This is a genomic window from Suilimivivens aceti, from assembly GCF_025567405.1.
GTDB classification, from domain to species: domain Bacteria; phylum Bacillota; class Clostridia; order Lachnospirales; family Lachnospiraceae; genus Suilimivivens; species Suilimivivens aceti.
Genome location: NZ_JAOQKJ010000008.1, coordinates 138,428 through 157,240, shown reverse-complemented (window position 1 = coordinate 157,240; position 18,813 = coordinate 138,428). Strand labels below are relative to the sequence as shown.

14 protein-coding genes are annotated in these 18,813 nt (G+C 46.0%); 13 read left to right on the top strand and 1 reads right to left on the bottom strand.

What is annotated here, in order from left to right; translation table 11 throughout:
- Positions 1–294 precede the first annotated feature (294 nt).
- From OCV77_RS11095 to OCV77_RS11065, 7 genes are all read left to right on the top strand, one after another.
- On the top strand, positions 295–2,403 hold the full coding sequence (locus tag OCV77_RS11095; protein WP_262575146.1) for a glycoside hydrolase family 3 C-terminal domain-containing protein: 2,109 nt from the start codon (positions 295–297) through the stop codon (positions 2,401–2,403).
- Positions 2,404–2,578: 175 nt separating this feature from the next.
- A complete protein-coding gene (locus OCV77_RS11090; RefSeq protein ID WP_262575145.1) occupies positions 2,579–3,463 on the top strand; it encodes a chemotaxis protein CheX in 885 nt (294 codons plus the stop codon).
- 13 nt (positions 3,464–3,476) lie between these two features.
- A complete protein-coding gene (locus tag OCV77_RS11085) occupies positions 3,477–3,842 on the top strand; it encodes a response regulator (RefSeq protein ID WP_262575144.1) in 366 nt (121 codons plus the stop codon).
- 83 nt (positions 3,843–3,925) lie between these two features.
- Positions 3,926–4,915, top strand: a complete 990-nt coding sequence (locus tag OCV77_RS11080; RefSeq protein ID WP_262575143.1) for a LacI family DNA-binding transcriptional regulator — start codon at positions 3,926–3,928, stop codon at positions 4,913–4,915.
- Between the two features lie 146 nt (positions 4,916–5,061).
- Positions 5,062–7,380, top strand: coding sequence for a glycogen/starch/alpha-glucan phosphorylase (locus OCV77_RS11075; RefSeq protein WP_262575142.1), 2,319 nt, complete (start codon positions 5,062–5,064; stop codon positions 7,378–7,380).
- Between the two features lie 123 nt (positions 7,381–7,503).
- Entirely contained in the window at positions 7,504–7,962 is a 459-nt protein-coding gene (locus tag OCV77_RS11070) for a MarR family winged helix-turn-helix transcriptional regulator (protein WP_118798889.1), read from the top strand.
- 4 nt (positions 7,963–7,966) lie between these two features.
- Positions 7,967–8,815, top strand: coding sequence for a DegV family protein (locus OCV77_RS11065; RefSeq protein WP_262575141.1), 849 nt, complete (start codon positions 7,967–7,969; stop codon positions 8,813–8,815).
- A gap of 15 nt (positions 8,816–8,830) precedes the next feature.
- On the opposite strand, the gene OCV77_RS11060 is transcribed toward OCV77_RS11065, so the two are convergent.
- Positions 8,831–10,387 (bottom strand): ABC-F family ATP-binding cassette domain-containing protein, encoded by a 1,557-nt coding sequence (locus OCV77_RS11060; protein ID WP_262575140.1) that lies wholly within the window; start codon positions 10,385–10,387, stop codon positions 8,831–8,833.
- 175 nt (positions 10,388–10,562) lie between these two features.
- On the opposite strand from OCV77_RS11060, the gene OCV77_RS11055 reads away from it, so the two are divergent.
- From OCV77_RS11055 to gltB, 6 genes are all read left to right on the top strand, one after another.
- Complete coding sequence (locus OCV77_RS11055) at positions 10,563–11,033, top strand: flavin reductase family protein (RefSeq protein ID WP_317246634.1); 471 nt, start codon at positions 10,563–10,565, stop codon at positions 11,031–11,033.
- Between the two features lie 15 nt (positions 11,034–11,048).
- Positions 11,049–11,585 carry a rubrerythrin gene (rbr, locus tag OCV77_RS11050; RefSeq protein ID WP_262575139.1) on the top strand — a complete coding sequence of 179 codons (537 nt, stop codon included), beginning with the start codon at positions 11,049–11,051 and terminating at the stop codon, positions 11,583–11,585.
- Positions 11,585–12,490, top strand: coding sequence for a S1 RNA-binding domain-containing protein (locus OCV77_RS11045; protein ID WP_118798894.1), 906 nt, complete (start codon positions 11,585–11,587; stop codon positions 12,488–12,490). Before rbr ends, OCV77_RS11045 begins: the two co-directional genes overlap by 1 nt.
- 16 nt (positions 12,491–12,506) lie before the next feature.
- The gene (locus tag OCV77_RS11040; RefSeq protein ID WP_262575138.1) at positions 12,507–13,187 is read left to right on the top strand and encodes an HAD hydrolase-like protein; all 681 of its coding nucleotides are present in this window, start codon (positions 12,507–12,509) and stop codon (positions 13,185–13,187) included.
- 2 nt (positions 13,188–13,189) lie between these two features.
- Positions 13,190–14,059, top strand: coding sequence for a CPBP family intramembrane glutamic endopeptidase (locus tag OCV77_RS11035; protein WP_262575137.1), 870 nt, complete (start codon positions 13,190–13,192; stop codon positions 14,057–14,059).
- A 197-nt stretch (positions 14,060–14,256) separates the two neighbouring features.
- Positions 14,257–18,807 carry a glutamate synthase large subunit gene (gene gltB / locus OCV77_RS11030; protein ID WP_262575136.1) on the top strand — a complete coding sequence of 1,517 codons (4,551 nt, stop codon included), beginning with the start codon at positions 14,257–14,259 and terminating at the stop codon, positions 18,805–18,807.
- Positions 18,808–18,813: the final 6 nt, after the last annotated feature.

Sequence of the window (18,813 nt, the reverse complement as noted above, 5' to 3'; positions counted from 1 at the left end):
GAATCCATCCTTTTTTCTATTATTTGAGAATAACTATATTATAATCAATTTTTCTGTAATATGCAAAAGCTTTGTAGGTATCCAGATATTTAGGATCCGGAACATCAGACAGATATCAAAAAAGCAAAATATGTATATCTTCAGGCAATATATGTATAGTTTAACCGTGCCTGAAACCAATATAATCAAATCAGAAAATATATTTTTTTACAAGTTATATAAAGTTAGAAAATAACAACACAGGTATAGTAAAATAATCGTTATAAACAGATAAAATAGTTTATGGAGGAAGGTATGAACAGACAGGAAGCAGTCAGACGGGCAACTGAATTGGTGGAGCAGATGAGTGTAGAGGAGTTGGCATCACAGCTGCGCTTTGATGCAGATGAAATTCCACATCTGGATATTCCTGAATACAACTGGTGGAATGAAGGCCTGCACGGTGTTGCAAGAGCAGGCACAGCTACCGTTTTTCCACAGGCAATTGGTCTTGGAGCAACCTTTGATGAAGAGCTGCTGGAGCGGATCGGAACTGCCATTTCTACAGAGGCAAGAGCCAAATACAATGAAAATGAAAAACATGAAGACCGGGATATTTATAAGGGAATCACACTCTGGTCACCCAATGTCAATCTTTTCCGTGATCCCCGCTGGGGACGAGGACATGAGACCTATGGGGAAGATCCGGTCCTGATTGCCAGACTGGGTGTTGCATTTATCAGGGGTCTGCAGGGAGAGGGTGAATATATGCGCACAGCAGCATGTGCCAAGCATTTTGCTGTACATTCCGGACCTGAGGATAAACGCCACTTTTTTGACGCCAGGGTCACCATGAAGGAGCTCTGGGAGACTTATCTTCCACAGTTCGAGGCCTGTGTCAAAGAAGGTAAGGTTGAGGCTGTGATGGGTGCGTACAACAGGACCAATGGAGAGCCCTGCTGTGCACATAGTTATCTGATGGGAGAAGTCCTGAGAAAACAGTGGGGATTTGAAGGACATTATGTTTCAGACTGCTGGGCTATCCGTGATTTTCATGAGCATCATAAGGTGACGAGCCGGCCGGAAGAAAGCGTCAGGCTGGCACTGGAGATGGGATGTGATGTCAATTGTGGCTGCACCTACCAGAAAATCCTGAATGCCTATGAAGAGGGACTGATTTCCAAAGAGTTATTGCAGAGAGCGGCTGTCCGCTTATTTACAACCAGATTTCTGCTTGGAATGTTTGATGAGACGGAATATGATCATATTCCGTATGAGGTTGTTGAATGCAGGGAGCATATCGATCTTTCAGTAGAGGCAGCACATAAGAGTGTCGTATTGCTGAAAAATGATGGTATCCTGCCCTTACAGAAGGAAAAACTGAAAACAATCGGAGTGATTGGTCCAAATGCCAATTCCAGAGCCGCTCTGATAGGCAATTATCATGGTACGGCTTCAAGATATGTTACCGTGCTGGAAGGCATTCAGGACTATGTGGGAGATGATGTCAGGGTACTTTATTCTGAAGGGTGTCATCTGTTTTTAGATCAGGTAGAAAAACTGGCAAGAGAGGATGACCGTATCTCAGAGGCAATGACAGTTGCAGAGCATTCAGATCTTGTTATCCTGTGTCTTGGACTGGATGAAAGCCTTGAGGGAGAAGAAGGAGATACCGGTAATGAATATGCATCCGGGGATAAGCAGAATCTGATGCTGCCGCCTTCCCAGCAGAGACTTCTGGAAATCATTGCGGAAATGGAGGTTCCGTTTATCGTATGCATGATGGCAGGAAGTGCCATGGATCTGAATCTGGCAGATGATAAGGCGAACGCAGTTCTTCAGACGTGGTATCCGGGAGCACGCGGTGGAAAAGCCGTTGCAGATATCCTGTTTGGGGAGATATCCCCTTCCGGGAAATTGCCAATCACTATTTACCGCAATTTACAGGGAATGCCTGACTTTGACGATTATTCCATGAAAAACCGGACGTACCGCTTTGTGGAAAAAGCACCACTTTATCCGTTTGGATATGGCCTGAATTATGCAGATACACAGATTGTGGAGGTAAGGCTGATAAGTGATGTGGATTATGCACAGACAAAAGAACAGAGTGTATATGTTGAAGTAAGGGCCGTAAATTATGGAGCTGTCCCCACAGAGGATATACTGCAGGCTTATGTGCAGGTAGAGGATGCCAATGAAGTGCCTAATCCAAAGCTTGCTGTGTTTAAGCGTGTGGCATTTGCACCAGGAGAAGAAAAGACTGCGACGCTGGAAATTCCGGCAAAATCATTTACAGTTGTAGATGAAGAGGGCAGGTCAGTGCATACAGGTCTGGGGGCAGATATTTATATAGGATTTGGACAGCCGGATGAACGTACGAGAGAGCTGTCCGGGAAGAAGAGCGTGAGACTTCATATATAATTTTTACAGGGGATCCTTTTTACAAGGGATCCTTTTTTCTTTTCCATTTTCTTTTACCATTGTTTTAACAGAAGGATTCTGTTATAATTTTGTAGAACAGAAGGATAAAGATAAGAAAGCAAGTGCCACTGCAAGAGCAGAATATACGAATGAGGGAAAATGAGGAGGTTACGCTGTGGTATCAAGTATTGTGGGGAATTATCTGATGGAGAAAGGACTTCTTACCGGAGAACAGTTCAGAGATATCCTGAATGAGCAGCAGAAAGTAAGAGTAAAGCTCGGACTGATCGCAGTAGCAGAAGGACTGATGACACAGGAGGAGGCTGACAGAGTAAATCAGCTTCAGGCTGTGATGGACAGGCGCTTCGGCGATATTGCTGTAGAAAAAGGTTATCTGACAGAAGGACAGGTCAACAGCCTCCTGAAGAAGCAGGGAAATGCTTATCTTGCCTTTGCACAGGCAATGGAAAATCAACAGCTTATGACGATTGAGCAGCTGGAACAGATTCTTTTGGATTATCGGTGCGAAAACAATTTTACGGCATCTGATATGGATGCCCTGAAGAGTGATGATGTAGACAGTATTCTTCCACTTTTTCTTCCTGTAGACAGTGAAGCGTATTATGGAATTGCAGGGACGGCAGTCCGTACCCTGATGAGACTGGTAGATACTGGACTATATCCAGACAAAGCCTATATCATGCAGAAGACAGAGGATGAAAACGGTGCCCTGCAGAAGGTTGAGGGTGAGAAGGGATTTGTCAGTGCGCTAGGTGGTAAGGGCAATGCACTTCAGTTTACTGCTTCTGTATTTGGGCAGGAAGAGTTCACATCGGTGGATGAGGATGCACTGGATGCGATCGGTGAATTATTGAACTGTATTAATGGATTGTATGTTTCCGAGTGTAAGGACGGAAGTTCTCTGGAACTGATGCCCCCTTCCTTCAAGACCGGAATTCAGGGCTTTGAAAGCAGAAAAATGCTTGTCCTGCCAATTCATATTAAAAATGACTGTGTCGATCTTATGATCGCCATCGGTGATGAGATTGAAATGAAGTAGGAGGAAAAGGAAGATGGCTAAAATACTCGTTGTGGATGATTCCAGAACATCCAGGAAAATACTAAAGGGTTTGCTTGAAGAGAACGGTCATGAGGTCATAGCCGAGGCTGTAAATGGAGATGACGGGTATCTGAAATACAAGGAGTTACATCCGGATATTGTGACCATGGATATTACTATGCCAGTAACAGATGGTATCCAGGCACTGCAGCTTATTAAACATGAAAATGAAAAAGCAAGAGTGATCATGATTACAGCAGCGGGTCAGAAAGAGAAGATGATCCAGGCTGTCAAGTATGGTGCTGATGAGTTTATCACCAAGCCTTTTGATAAGGAAGAGGTAGTAAAGGCAATCAATAAGATTGTAGAATCACTGTAATAAAAAGGGGCTGATGACAGCCCCTTTTTAAAAGGAAAAAAGATTAATTGTTACAGGGTATTTTTCAAGATTGAGAGGGATTTATGGTATCAATTAAGGATGTGGCAAAGTGCGCCGGGGTTGCGATTTCTACCGTATCAAAGGTGCTGAATGGGTATCCCAATGTCAGTGAAGAGACAAGGCAGCGGGTAAATAAGGCGGTGGAAGAACTGAACTTTGTGCCCAATTCCGTAGCAGCGGCGCTTTCCTCCAAGCAGGCGGGAAGAGTGGCACTTCTGATCAACAGCAATATGAAGACAAATGCGATCGATGAGATTGATATGCAGTATATTTCAGGCGCCCTGAATAAGGCTATGGAGCTGAACCTGGATGTGATCACACTGTTTTTCTTCATGTTCCAGAATAAAACGGCAGATGAGGTGGCAAGATATCTGCAGTCCCAGAGTATCACCGGGATCATTATTTATGGAATGAGTAAAGAGGATAAGGTGCTTCACCGTCTGATCTCGACCGGCAAGTTCAAATGTGTGGTGATCGATGCGCCTTTTGTCAATGTCAGTACAAGCTGTATCGGGGTAGATCACAGAAGGGCGCAGTATGAGGTGGCGGCCAAGACTGTCATGGAGAATAACTGTAAGAGGATCCTGTATATTGCCGGGAAGCGGAATGGCTATGTGACGGATGAGAGGATCAGGGGCATGGAGGATCTTGTAAAAGAAAAGAATCTGACCATGCTGGTAAGGAATGGAGAGTTTTCGGAGCTTCAGGCAAGGAATATCACGCTGAAGTATGCGAAAAATAAGGATATAGTTGTATGTGCTTCGGATCTGATGGCGATCGGTGCCATGAAAGCATTGATCCAGATGGACATTTTCCGTCCCGTATGCGGCTTTGACGGGATCATCCTGATGGGTTATGTCGGTAAGCAGATGAATACGGTAAGACAGGATTTTGCCAGTATATCTGAGAGTGCAATGGAGGAGCTGCAGGAGCTTATGAATGGTGGCTATGGCAGGAATATCGTGATGAAGCACAGCCTTGTAAGGATGAAATATGAGGATATTATTGCATAGAATTTGAAGAAATACTTGCGGAAAACGTTTTCCTATGATATACTGACCTCAATCAGCAGGGGGAAACGTAGTAAAACAGGGTATTTCAAGGCAACAGCTGATGAGAAAATAACAAGAAAATTATATGAGATAAACAGGAGGGTGTTATGGCAGCACAAACGAATTTACAGAAGGATATTCTGGTTCTGAATCTGGAAGAACAGTTAATGGAAATCGCAAAAGAGATGTATGGCAAGGAACTGTCTGCTCTGACAGATCAGGAAACCTATTATGCGGTATTAATTCTGACAAAGAGACTGATGGCAGTATCTGATTGCAATGAAGGGGAAAAGAAAGTATATTACATTTCCGCAGAATTTCTGATCGGCAAATTACTTTCCAACAATCTGATCAATCTCGGCGTTTATGATAAGATGAGCGATATTCTTGAAAAGTATGGCAAGAAGCTGTCCGTGATCGAGGAAGTGGAGCCGGAACCGTCTCTTGGAAACGGTGGTCTTGGAAGACTGGCGGCATGCTTCCTGGATTCTATTGCAACTCTTGGTCTTCCCGGAGAAGGAATCGGACTTAATTATCATTTTGGTCTGTTTAAGCAGGTATTTAAGGATAAGCTGCAGACAGCAGAGAAAAATGCCTGGATCGAGGAGAATTCCTGGCTGACTAAGACAGATATTACTTATGATGTTTATTTTGGAAAGAAAAAAGTAACCTCCAGATTATATGATATTGATGTAGCGGGCTATGACAGCGGTGTAAACAAGCTTCATCTGTTTGATATCGAGTCACTGGATGAGAGCCTCGTAAAGGAGGGTATCCAGTTTGATAAGGAAGCGATCGAGAAAAATCTGACACTGTTCCTTTATCCGGATGATTCTGATGAGGCAGGAAACCTGCTCCGTATTTATCAGCAGTACTTTATGGTAAGTAATGCAGCCCAGCTGATCCTGGCTGAGATGAAGGAGAAGAAGTTTGATCTCCGTAAGATGTATGATCATGCAGTCATCCAGATCAACGATACGCATCCGACCATGATCATTCCGGAATTGATCCGTATCCTTGTTGAGGAGAAGGCATTTACAATTGATGAGGCGATCGAGGTTGTAAGAAAAACCTGTGCATACACTAATCATACGATCCTGGCAGAAGCGCTGGAGAAGTGGCCGCTTAAGTATCTGGAGAAGGTAGTTCCCCAGCTCGTTCCTTACATCAAGGAGCTGGATAAGAGAGTAGCAGCAAAGTATAAGGATGAAAGGGTACAGATCATTGACAAGGACGGTCGTGTTCATATGGCACGCATTGATATCCATTATGGATTCTCTGTCAATGGTGTTGCTGCAATCCATACCCAGATCCTGGAAGAGACAGAGCTGAATGCTTTTTATAAGATTTACCCTGAGAAGTTCAATAATAAGACCAATGGTATCACCTTCAGAAGATGGCTTTTATCATGTAACAGAGAGCTTGCAGGATTTCTTGCAGAAACGATCGGAGATGGCTTCAAAAAGGATGCAGACAAGCTGGAGAAGCTGCTTGAATTCAAGGATACACCGGCAGTTCTGGATCGTATTGCCGAGATCAAATACGACCAGAAGAAGAAGCTGGCAGCTTATGTGAAGGAAAATGAGGGTGTTACCTTAAATCCCGATTCCGTATTTGATATCCAGGTCAAGAGACTGCATGAGTATAAGCGTCAGCAGATGAATGCACTGTACATTATCCACAAATATCTGGAGATCAAGAAGGGCAAGAAGCCGGCAAGACCGATGACCTTTATCTTTGGTGCAAAGGCAGCTCCTGCTTATATCATTGCGCAGGATATCATCCACCTGATCCTTGTACTGCAGGATATCGTAAACAATGATCCTGATGTAAGTCCTTACATGACAGTTCTTATGGTAGAGAATTACAATGTAAGCTATGCAGAGAGGCTGATCCCCGCCTGTGATATTTCTGAGCAGATCTCACTGGCAAGTAAGGAAGCATCCGGTACCGGAAATATGAAGTTCATGCTGAATGGTGCAGTAACCCTTGGCACATCCGACGGTGCTAACGTAGAGATCCACGAGTTAGTTGGTGATGACAATATTTACATCTTTGGTAAGGATTCTGAGACCGTTATAAGGCACTATGAAAAGGCTGATTATGTTTCCAAGGACTACTATGAGAAGAGCCCTGTGATCAAAGAAGCTGTTGATTTCATCGTTGGTAAGCAGGCACTGGCAGCAGGCCACAAGGAAAATCTGACAAGGCTCTACAATGAGCTTCTGAACAAAGACTGGTTCATGACATTACTGGATCTGGAAGATTATATAGAAACCAAGGACAGAATGTTCGCTGATTATGAAGACAGAGCAAAGTGGAAGAAGATGATGCTTGTGAACATCGCCAAGGCTGGCTTCTTCTCATCTGACAGAACCATTGCAGAATACAACAGAGATATCTGGCATCTGACAAAAGAGCGCTAGGAAACGGTTAACAGAAGAATAAAAGGATAATTGGATAAAAGTTGACAAATCAACATCATGGAATTATAATGACAGAAGTTGATTTGTCAACTTTTGCGTTATAGAAGGAAACAGGAGGTAACCATGGAAGACAGATTTGAGCGTTTCTCAGTAGGAATGTCAGAAATCTCACGGTACTGGCACAAGCTGACCGGGGATGAAATGGAAAAATACGGACTGAAGGGAACCCATTCCATCTATCTTCTGACCATGTACCGGTTTCCAGAAGGACTGACAGCGCCCAGGCTGTGTGAACTGTGTGTCAAGGATAAGGCAGATGTATCACGTATGATGTCCCTGATGGAAAAGAAAGGACTGGTACGAAAGGAGAGCGTTGGAAAAACGCTGTACGGAGGTGTCTTCAAGCTGACAGAGGAAGGACAGGAGGCCGCCAGACATGTGAGCGAGCGGGCCAGGATCGCTGTGGAGATTGCCGGAAAGGATCTGACAGAGGAAAACAGACAGATCTTTTATGAGGCACTGGACCGGATCGTGGAAAACCTCAGGATACTTGCAAAGGACGGGATCCCAGAAGAAAGGTGAAAACATGAATAAGAAAGTAAATATTATTGTAGATTCAACAGCAGATATTACAGAGGATGTGAAAGAAAGACTGACAGTCGTCCCTTTAACGCTCCGCTTTGGAGATGAGGAATATATTGAAGGTGTTACGATCCAAAAGAAGGAATTTTACCAGAAGCTGATCGAAAGTGATGTGCTTCCCAAGACCAGCCAGGCATCACCGGCAGATTTCGAGGATGTGTTTGAGAAGATCGTGGCAGCAGGGGAGAGCGCTGTTGTTATCACACTTTCTTCCAAGCTGTCAGGAACATGGCAGAGCGCCATGATCGCTGCAAGGGAGTATGAGGACAGTGTTTACGTGGTAGATAGCAGAAATGTAGCGATCGGAACTGCCATTCTGGCAAAGCTGGCGCTGCGCCTTGTGGACGAGGGGATGGGAGCCAGAGAGATCGCAGAAAGACTGGAAAAAGAACGTGAAAAGATCTGTCTGATCGCCATGCTGGATACACTGGAGTATCTGAAAAAGGGTGGACGGATCTCAGCAGCGGCTGCGTTTGCAGGCGGTGTGCTTTCCATTAAACCGGTTGTCTGCATCAGGGACGGGGAGATTGTGGTTCTTGGAAAGGCAAGAGGCTCCAAGCAGGGAAATAACCTGCTTGTCAGTGAGATCAGAAAGACAGGAGGAATTGATTTTACAAAGCCGATTCTTCTTGGCTACACCGGACTGGATGATACCCTTCTTCAGAAGTATATCGAAGACAGTAAGGCACTCTGGGAAGAAGGTATTTCCTCACTGGAGACAACCATGATCGGAAGTGTCATTGGTACACATGCCGGTCCAGGTGCAGTAGCGGTTGCATTTTTCTCAGTATAGTGTGTGAAGGATTGACTAAACGAGTCGAGTGGTGAACTGCGTGCAGTCCCACACAGCAGTTGCCAGTCCGTCATAGAATTCCGGTTCGTGGCATACCATGAGGATGCTGCCCTTATAGGCGGTCAGGGCACGTTTCAGTTCATCCTTGGCATCTACGTCAAGGTGGTTGGTAGGCTCATCCAGAAGCAGGACATTGGTTTCCCGGTTGATCAGCTTGCATAGACGTACCTTTGCCTGCTCGCCGCCGCTTAATACCTTAACAAGGCTTTCAATATGCTTGGTGGTCAGACCACATTTGGCAAGGGCAGAACGTACCTCATACTGGCTGTAGCCGGGGAATTCCTGCCAGATCTCTTCGATACAGGTATTACTGCCATCACCGGACATTTCCTGTTCGAAATAACCGATACTCAGGTAATCACCCTGAGTGACTGATCCGGACAACGGTGGGATCAGACCGAGAATACTCTTTAACAGTGTGGTTTTACCGATTCCGTTGGCACCGGTAAGAACAATTTTCTGACCTCTTTCCATTTCCAGATTTAAGGGCTTGGAGAGAGGTTCTTCATAGCCGATGACAAGATCCTGTGTCTGGAAAATATAGCGGCCAGGGGTTCTTGCTTCTTTAAAATGAAATTCCGGCTTTGGCTTTTCTGCCGCAAGCTCGATCACATCCATCTTATCCAGCTTTTTCTGGCGGGACATGGCCATATTTCTGGTGGAAACTCTGGCTTTATTCCTGGCTACAAAATCCTTTAAGTCCGCAATCTCCTTCTGCTGCTTATTATAGGCAGCTTCCAGCTGTGCCTTTTTCATGGCATAGACTTCCTGAAACTTGTCATAATCCCCTACATAACGGGTGAGCTGCTGATTGTCCATGTGGTAGATCAAATTGACAACACTGTTCAAAAACGGAATGTCATGGGAGATCAGGATAAAGGCGTTCTCATAGTCATTCAGATACCGTTTCAGCCAGGCGATATGCTCAGCGTCCAGATAGTTGGTAGGCTCGTCCAGAAGCAGGATATCCGGTTTTTCCAGAAGGAGCTTGGCAAGAAGCACCTTGGTACGCTGACCGCCGCTTAAATCAGAGACGTCTCTGTCAAGAGAAAGCTCCAGAAGGCCAAGAGCCCTTGCCACTTCTTCAACTTTGGCATCGATCATATAGAAATCGTGCATGGTAAGCAGATCCTGAATGGTTCCAAGGTCTTCCATGTACTGTTCCAGTTCTTCTTCAGATGCGGTTCCCATTTTGTCACAGATGTCATTCATCTGTTTTTCCATGTCAAACAGAAAATCAAAGGCAGAGGAGAGCACCTGACGGATCGTCATGCCCTTTTCAAGGACAGTGTGCTGGTCCAGATAACCGACACGTACGTTTTTCGCCCATTCTACCTGGCCCTCATCCGGCATCAGCTTGCCTGTAATAATATTCATAAAAGTGGATTTCCCTTCGCCGTTGGCTCCGATCAGGCCAATATGCTCACCCTTCAGCAGACGGAAGGAAACATCCTGGAAAATGGCTCTGTCACCAAAGCCATGGGTTAAATGTTCTACGTTTAAAATACTCATAAATGTCTGTACCTTTCTTCAGACAGCTCAGACAGAACTGTCAAATGTATATCATAAGGGATTATAGCATAAAAAATCAGCCTTGCGGGAAAATATCATTGACAGATGGAAATATCTGTCTTACACTAATATTAGTAATAGTTACTGATATTAAAAAGATTAAGGAGGAAAAAGAATGGATACATCTATACTAAGGAAGCTATCATATGGGGTATATGTGATCAGCACCTGGGATAATGGACGTCCTACTGGCTGCACAGCAAATAGTGTGATGCAGATCACCTCATCACCGAAGATAACAGTGGCATTAAGCCTGAACCATCAGAACTACACAACGGAATGCATTAAGGAAACGGGAGTATTTGCAGTTTCGGTACTTGCAGAGGATTCGGCTCCATCACTGATCGGCGGCTTTGGGTTCCGTTCTGGGAGAGATGTGGATAAATTTGATGGAGTAGATTATAAGGTGGAGGATTTCCTGCCAGTGATCAGTGACAGCTGCGGTTATCTGACCTGCCGTGTGATCAATACCATGGAGACTGATACGCATACCATTTTTCTCGGAGAGGTGACAGGTGCAGGAAGCTTTGACAAAGGACCGGAAATGACGTATGCTTATTATCACAGAGTTGTCAAGAATTCATAAGGTTGGAGGAAAACTATGGAGTTAAAAGGATCAAAAACAGAAGCAAATTTACAGGCGGCCTTTGCGGGAGAGTCAATGGCTACCAACAAGTACACCTACTTTGCATCCAAGGCAAAGAAGGACGGCTATCAGCAGATCGCAGCGATTTTTGAAGAGACAGCAGCCAACGAGAGAGAGCATGCCAAGATGTGGTACAAGCTGATCAACGGTGGAATTGATTCTACACTGGAGAACCTTGGACATGCGGCAGAGGGCGAAAACTACGAGTGGACAGATATGTACAGTGAGTTTGCCAAAGTAGCCAGAGAAGAAGGCTTTGAGCAGATTGCTGCTTTATTTGAAGGGGTAGCTGCCATTGAGAAGGAGCATGAGGAAAGATACCGCAGACTGATCACTAATATTGAGCAGGGCGTTGTATTTTCCAAAGATGGTGATACGATCTGGCAGTGCCGCAACTGTGGACATATCTGCATCGGTAAGGAAGCTCCGGAGGTTTGTCCGGTATGCGCACATCCGCAGAGCTATTTTCAGGTAAAGGCGGAGAATTACTAATGGAAGAATCAATGAAGGATTATGAAAGGGAGCTGGAGGCCAGCTTCCGCAAGATTAGTGAAGGAGATCTCATTTCAGGAACGGTCATTGACGTAAATGAAGAGGAAGTGACTTTAGATCTGAAGTATTACGCACAGGGGATCATTAAGGCAGAGGATATGAGTAATGATCCCTCCTTTTCCCTTATGACAGATGTTGCGGTAGGGGATGAGATCGAAGCAGAGGTCATCAGTATGGACGACGGACATGGCAATATACTGCTTTCCAAAAAGGAAGCGCAGCAGGATACCGCATGGGATGTACTGAAGACGTATCTGGAAGAAAAGAAAGAGCTGACCGTAAAGGTCAGTGAAGTAGTAAATGCCGGTGTGGTTGCCTATGTGGAAGGAATCCGTGGATTTATCCCGGCGTCCCAGCTTTCCCTGCAGTATGTGGAGGATCTGGCACCTTTCCAGGGCAGGCAGCTTAACGTGCGCGTGATCACGGTGGATCCGGAGAAGCAGAAGCTGGTTCTTTCAGCAAAGGAAATTTTAAGAGAGCAGGAGAAGGAAGCACATGACCACAAGGTAGCCATGATCGTACCGGGAACGATTCTGAATGGAACGGTAGAGAGTCTGCAGCCCTATGGAGCCTTTGTAGCACTGCAGGATGGACTGAGCGGTCTGGTTCATATTTCACAGATTTGTGAAAAAAGGATCAAGAAGCCTTCAGAGGTTCTGAAGGCAGGCGATAAGGTTAAGGTCAAGGTATTAAACACCAATGACGGCAGGATTTCCTTAAGCATTAAGGCAGCAGAGGAAAATGCGCAGGCAGAAGAGATCGAGGATACAGATGCGAAGCAGTACAGCTCGGGAGAGAGTCTTGGAACAAGCCTCGGGGATCTGTTTGCGAAGCTGAAGCTGTAGGGAAGGAAATCGTAACATGTACCAATATTGTTTATTTGATCTTGACGGCACACTGACGGATTCCCGGGAAGGGATCACAAAGTGCGTGCAGTATGCCCTTGCAAAGTGTGGGATCGAGGAGCCTGATCTGAAGAAGCTGGAGTGCTTTATCGGACCGCCGCTTCATACAAGCTTTCAGAAGTATTACGGTATGGATCGGGATATGGCGAAAAGAGCAGTGGAATTTTACCGGGAGAGGTTCCGTCCGATCGGTATTTTTGAAAACCAGGTGTATGAAGGAGTACCGGAAATGCTGCAGGCTCTGTCAGAGTCAGGGTGTCATCTGGCCGTAGCATCCAGTAAGCCGGAGATATTTGTGAAAAAGGTGCTGGATCACTTTGACATTGAAAAATATTTTTCTGTTGTGGTCGGAAGCGGTCTTGACGGCAGCAGGGAAAAGAAAGAGGAAGTGGTAGAGGAAGCACTGCGACAGCTTGGTATCCTGGAATTGTCTGAGGAAGAGCGCAGGGAGAGCTGTGCCATGATCGGGGATCGGGAGTTTGACATCCAGGGAGCCAGGGCATGGAAGCTGACCGGGGTCGGTGTGCACTATGGCTTTGCAGCAGAAGGAGAGCTGGAGGCAGAAGGAGCCGATGCCATTGCGGGAACAGTGGAAGAGCTGAAAGAGATCCTGCTGACAGGACAGGTGAAGGGATGAAGATGGGATTTTTACAGACCATGGAACTGGCATGGCCAGCAGAAGAACTGAAAAAATGGAAATCCATGAAGAAAGCGGTATATCTGTTGCTGCCGCTTTTTCTTTATTATGTGGTGCATGACCTCGCCCAGATCGTTCTCTGGGGAGGACTTGAGCTGATGCTTTCCGGAAATGATGGAGTCTTAAGGGAATGGCTTATACAGAATGGCCAGACAGCAAACGGCATGGTCAGCGGCATTGCCATATTGCTTGGCATGCTCCCCATATGGGGCATGCTGAAGAAGGAAGCACTTCCGGTATGGAAGAAAAAGGGAAATGTAACCTCCTATGGTGTACTGGCAGCGATCGCACTGTGTGTATCCATGGGTGTGAATATCCTGTTTTTCCAGATGGGGATCACAGAGAGTTCAGCAGCCTATACCAGAGTAGAAGAGGCGCAGTATGGGGTGGCCTTTGCCATTGGGCTTGTATTGTATGGGGTGATTTCACCCATTGCAGAAGAGGCAGTGTTCCGTGGTATCATTTATAACCGGATGAAACGGTGTTTTTCTGTGAAGCTGGCAGTACCGCTTTCTGCACTGCTTTTTGGCCTTTACCATGGAAATACGGTGCAGGCATTGTATGGATTTCTGCTTGGGGTGATCATTGCCATAGTTTATGAAAGGTCAGAGAGCTTTGCAGCCCCGGTGATATTTCATGCGGTGGCTAATGTTACGGTATTTACCGTGACTTACAGGAATGGACTTCGGGATTTAAACAGTGCAGTAGCGATCGGACTGGCAGTTGCTTTGTTGTTTTTTGCAGCAGGATTGGGAGTATGGTACCTTAAGTTGTGCGAAATGGGAGAAAATAAATATATAACTAATAAATAAATCTGACAAAATAAGCACAGAAAATAAATTCACAAATAATCTGACAATGATAAGAAAAGTCATTATTTACAAATAGAAAAAAGTGATGTATATTGATTTCAATGAAAGTCGCAAAGGAGCGAGCATAGCTCTTTTTGCGGCTTTTTTATGTCATGGGAAATTACGTCGTAATTTACTAAGGGAAGGAGATCCACAAAATGTTTGATGTGAAAAAGACCGTGCCAGATGCACCTCTGTACCGTCCGGAGTTTGAGCATGATAACTGCGGTATCGGTGCCTGTGTAAACATTAAGGGTGTGAAGAGCAGAGAAACCGTTGAAAATGCATTGAAGATCGTTGAGAATCTGGAGCATCGTGCCGGAAAGGATGCAGAAGGTAAGACCGGTGACGGTGTTGGTATTCTGACGCAGATCCCCCATAAATTTTTTAAGAGAGTGACAAAGAGCCTTGGGATCACACTGGGAGAGGACAGAGAATATGGTGTTGGTATGTTCTTCTTTCCTCAGGATGAGCTGCAGAAGAATCAGGCCAAGAAGATGTTTGAGATCATCGTAGAGAAGGAAGGACTTACTTTTCTTGGATGGAGAGAGGTTCCTACCCATCCGGAGGTTCTCGGACATAAGGCAGTTGAGTGTATGCCCCATATCATGCAGGCATTTATAAAGAAGCCCGCACAGGTGGAAAAGGGGCTTGATTTTGACCGCATGCTTTATATTGTAAGAAGAGTATTTGAACAGTCCTCAGATAATACCTATGTGGTTTCCTTATCCAGCAGGACGATCGTATATAAAGGAATGTTCCTGGTTGGACAGCTCCGTACTTTTTTTGCGGATCTGCAGGATAAGGATTTCGAATCTGCCATTGCCATGGTACATTCCCGTTTCTCTACCAATACCAATCCAAGCTGGGAGAGAGCCCATCCGAACCGATTTATCGTGCATAACGGTGAGATCAATACCATTCAGGGTAATGCGGATAAGATGCTTGCCCGTGAGGAAAACATGGAATCCGAGCATCTGCACAGCGTGCTGCATAAGGTACTGCCGGTAGTCAATACAGCAGGCTCTGACTCAGCCATGCTGGATAATACGCTGGAGTTCCTTGTCATGAGCGGCATGGATCTTCCCCATGCAGTGATGATCACGATCCCGGAGCCATGGGAAAACAACAAGACCATGTCCCAGCACAAAAAGGACTTCTATCAGTACTACGCAACCATGATGGAGCCGTGGGATGGTCCGGCTTCCATTCTTTTCTGTGATGGTGATGTGATGGGAGCAGTGCTTGACAGAAACGGTCTTCGTCCTTCCCGTTATGTGATCACAGACGATGACCAGCTGATCCTTTCCTCTGAGGTTGGGGTACTTGATATTGACCCTTCAAAGATCCTTGTAAAGGAAAGACTTCGTCCCGGCAAGATGCTGCTTGTGGATGTCACAAAGGGCAAGGTCATTGATGATAATGAACTGAAAGAGGGTTATGCTTCCAGACAGCCTTATGGTGAGTGGCTGGACAGCAACCTGATCCATCTGCGGGATCTGAAGATTCCGAATGAAAGAGTACCGGAATTTGCGTATGAAGAAAGACAGCGGATGCAGAAGGCCTTCGGTTATACCTACGAAGAGTTAAAGACGAGCATTCTTCCCATGGCAAAGAACGGAGCCGAGGCTATTGCAGCCATGGGAGTGGATACCCCGATCCCGGTCCTGAGCAAGACCAATCATCCTCTTTTCCATTATTTCAAGCAGAAATTTGCGCAGGTAACCAACCCGCCTATTGATGCGATCCGTGAGGAAGTGGTTACTTCAACAACTGTTTACGTGGGAACCGACGGCAATATCCTGGAGGAAACCCCGAAGAACTGCCACGTGATGCAGGTAAGCAATCCGATCCTGACCAATACCGATCTGATGAAGATCAAGGATATAAATCAGGAAGGCTTTAAGGCAGAAGTGATTCCGATCACCTATTATAAGAATACGAGCCTTGAGCGTGCTATTGACAGACTGTTCGTAGAGGTGGACAGAGCTTACAGGGACGGTGTGAACATCATGATCCTGTCTGACAGGGGCGTAGATGAAAATCACGTGGCAATCCCGTCTCTGCTTGCCGTATCAGCTTTGAACAGACATCTGGTCGTAACCAAGAAAAAGACCAGTGTAGCGCTGATCCTGGAGTCAGGAGAACCCAGGGATGTGCATGATTTTGCTACCCTGCTTGGTTATGGTGCCTGTGCGATCAATCCTTATCTTGCACAGGAATCCATCCGCGAGCTGATCGACAGCCATATGCTTGACAAGGATTATTATGCAGCCGTTGATGATTACAACAACGCTATTTTACATGGCATTGTCAAAATCGCTTCCAAAATGGGAATCAGTACGATCCAGTCCTATGAAGGATCCCAGATCTTTGAAGCAATCGGTATTGATAAGGATGTTATTAACAAATATTTCCCTCATACGGTATGCCGTGTGGGTGGTATTACCTTAAAGGATATTGAAAAGGAAGTGGATGCACTGCATTCACAGGCTTTTGACCCGCTGGGACTTGCAAATGACCTGACATTGAACAGTGTGGGACATCACAAGATGAGAAGTGGTGGTGACGAGCATCTGTACAATCCGGCAACGATCCATATGCTGCAGGAATCCACAAAGCGTGGTGATTATCAGATGTTCAAGCAGTATACAGCCCTTGTCAATGATGAGGATTCAGTAAAGAACCTGCGTGGCCTGATGGATTTCAATTATCCGGAAAAAGGAATCCCGATCGAGGAAGTAGAAAGTGTGGATTCCATTGTAACCAGATTTAAGACAGGAGCCATGAGCTATGGTTCCATTTCCAAGGAAGCCCATGAGACACTGGCAATTGCAATGAACACCATTCACGGACGCTCCAATTCCGGTGAAGGTGGTGAGGATCTGGAGAGACTTTCTGCAGGGTCTGATGGCAAGAACAGATGCTCTGCCATCAAACAGGTAGCCAGCGGACGTTTCGGTGTAACCAGCAGATATCTGGTAAGCGCCAATGAGATCCAGATCAAAATGGCACAGGGAGCAAAGCCCGGTGAAGGCGGACACCTGCCGGCAGGCAAGGTTTATCCCTGGATCGCAAAGACCAGACATTCAACACCCGGCGTAGGTCTGATCTCCCCGCCGCCTCATCACGATATTTATTCTATCGAGGATCTGGCAGAGCTGATTTATGATCTGAAGAATGCCAACAAGCAGGCAAGGATCAGTGTCAAGCTGGTTTCTGAAGCTGGTGTTGGTACTGTTGCAGCCGGTGTTGCGAAGGCCGGTGCGCAGGTTATCCTGATCTCCGGTTATGACGGTGGTACCGGTGCGGCACCGAGGAACTCCATTCACAATGCAGGACTTCCCTGGGAGCTTGGACTTGCAGAGACACACCAGACGCTGATTATGAACGGACTTCGTAATAAGGTAAGGATCGAGACAGACGGTAAGCTGATGAGCGGCCGTGACGTAGCTATCGCAGCGATCCTTGGTGCAGAGGAATTCGGCTTTGCAACAGCACCCCTGGTAACCATGGGATGTGTCATGATGAGAGTCTGCAATCTGGACACATGTCCTGTGGGTGTGGCTACCCAGAATCCGGAGCTTCGTAAGAATTTCAGAGGAAAGCCGGAGTATGTGATCAACTTCATGCACTTTATCGCAGAGGAGCTGCGGGAATATATGGCAAAGCTTGGTGTAAGGACTGTGGATGAGCTGGTCGGCCATACCGAGTTCCTGAAGGTAAAGGATAACCTTTCTAAGAGCCAGAAGCAGGTAGATTTAAGTCTGATCCTTGAGAATCCCTATGTGGGCAGCAAGGAGAAGGTTACCTTTGATCCGAAGCAGGTTTACGATTTCAAGCTGGAAAATACCATGGACGAAAAGGTACTGTTAAAGCAGCTTGACAAGGCCATTGAAACCGGTGCAAGAAGAAGCATTGAGGTAGATGTCAAGAATACGGACAGAGCCTTTGGTACGATCCTTGGTTCCGAGATCACAAGAAGACTTGGGGATCAGGTGGCAGAGGATACCTACCGTGTATTGTGTAACGGTGCCGGCGGACAGAGCTTTGGTGCCTTTATCCCGAAGGGACTGACACTTGAGCTTGTGGGAGATTCCAACGACTACTTTGGCAAGGGCTTATCCGGCGGTAAGCTGATCGTATATCCACCGAAGGGAAGCCGGTTCAAAGCAGATGAAAATATCATTATCGGAAATGTGGCACTGTATGGTGCAACCAGTGGAAAAGCCTTTATCAATGGTGTAGCTGGTGAGCGTTTCTGCGTCAGAAACTCCGGTGCGATCGCTGTTGTAGAGGGCGTGGGTGACCATGGCTGTGAATATATGACAGGAGGCCGTGTGGTAGTCCTTGGCTCTACAGGAAAGAACTTTGCTGCAGGTATGAGCGGCGGTGTGGCTTATGTACTGGATGAGGAAAATGACCTGTATATCCGCCTGAACAAGGAAATGGTATCTTCCTATGAAGTAACTTCCAAATATGATGTTATTGAACTGAAGGATATGATCAAGGAGCATGTGGCTCTGACCAATTCCGAAAAGGGTAAGATGATTCTGGATCATTTCAGTGATTATCTGCCGAAGTTCAAGAAGATCATCCCTCATGACTACGAAAAGATGCTGGCTACCATCGTACAGATGGAGGAAAAGGGCCTTTCTGCAGAGCAGGCACAGATCGAAGCATTCTACGCAGTCAGGGCAGCAAAATAAGGAGGT

What these genes read in the sequence shown, in the direction of transcription:
- OCV77_RS11095 (WP_262575146.1), top strand. Translation starts at nt 295, where the DNA reads ATGAACAGACAGGAAGCAGTCAGACGGGCAACTGAATTGGTGGAGCAG.
- OCV77_RS11085 (WP_262575144.1), top strand. Translation starts at nt 3,477, where the DNA reads ATGGCTAAAATACTCGTTGTGGATGATTCCAGAACATCCAGGAAAATA.
- OCV77_RS11080 (WP_262575143.1), top strand. Translation starts at nt 3,926, where the DNA reads ATGGTATCAATTAAGGATGTGGCAAAGTGCGCCGGGGTTGCGATTTCT.
- OCV77_RS11075 (WP_262575142.1), top strand. Translation starts at nt 5,062, where the DNA reads ATGGCAGCACAAACGAATTTACAGAAGGATATTCTGGTTCTGAATCTG.
- OCV77_RS11070 (WP_118798889.1), top strand. Translation starts at nt 7,504, where the DNA reads ATGGAAGACAGATTTGAGCGTTTCTCAGTAGGAATGTCAGAAATCTCA.
- OCV77_RS11065 (WP_262575141.1), top strand. Translation starts at nt 7,967, where the DNA reads ATGAATAAGAAAGTAAATATTATTGTAGATTCAACAGCAGATATTACA.
- OCV77_RS11060 (WP_262575140.1), bottom strand. Translation starts at nt 10,387, where the DNA reads ATGAGTATTTTAAACGTAGAACATTTAACCCATGGCTTTGGTGACAGA.
- OCV77_RS11055 (WP_317246634.1), top strand. Translation starts at nt 10,563, where the DNA reads ATGGATACATCTATACTAAGGAAGCTATCATATGGGGTATATGTGATC.
- rbr (WP_262575139.1), top strand. Translation starts at nt 11,049, where the DNA reads ATGGAGTTAAAAGGATCAAAAACAGAAGCAAATTTACAGGCGGCCTTT.
- OCV77_RS11045 (WP_118798894.1), top strand. Translation starts at nt 11,585, where the DNA reads ATGGAAGAATCAATGAAGGATTATGAAAGGGAGCTGGAGGCCAGCTTC.
- OCV77_RS11040 (WP_262575138.1), top strand. Translation starts at nt 12,507, where the DNA reads ATGTACCAATATTGTTTATTTGATCTTGACGGCACACTGACGGATTCC.
- OCV77_RS11035 (WP_262575137.1), top strand. Translation starts at nt 13,190, where the DNA reads ATGGGATTTTTACAGACCATGGAACTGGCATGGCCAGCAGAAGAACTG.
- gltB (WP_262575136.1), top strand. Translation starts at nt 14,257, where the DNA reads ATGTTTGATGTGAAAAAGACCGTGCCAGATGCACCTCTGTACCGTCCG.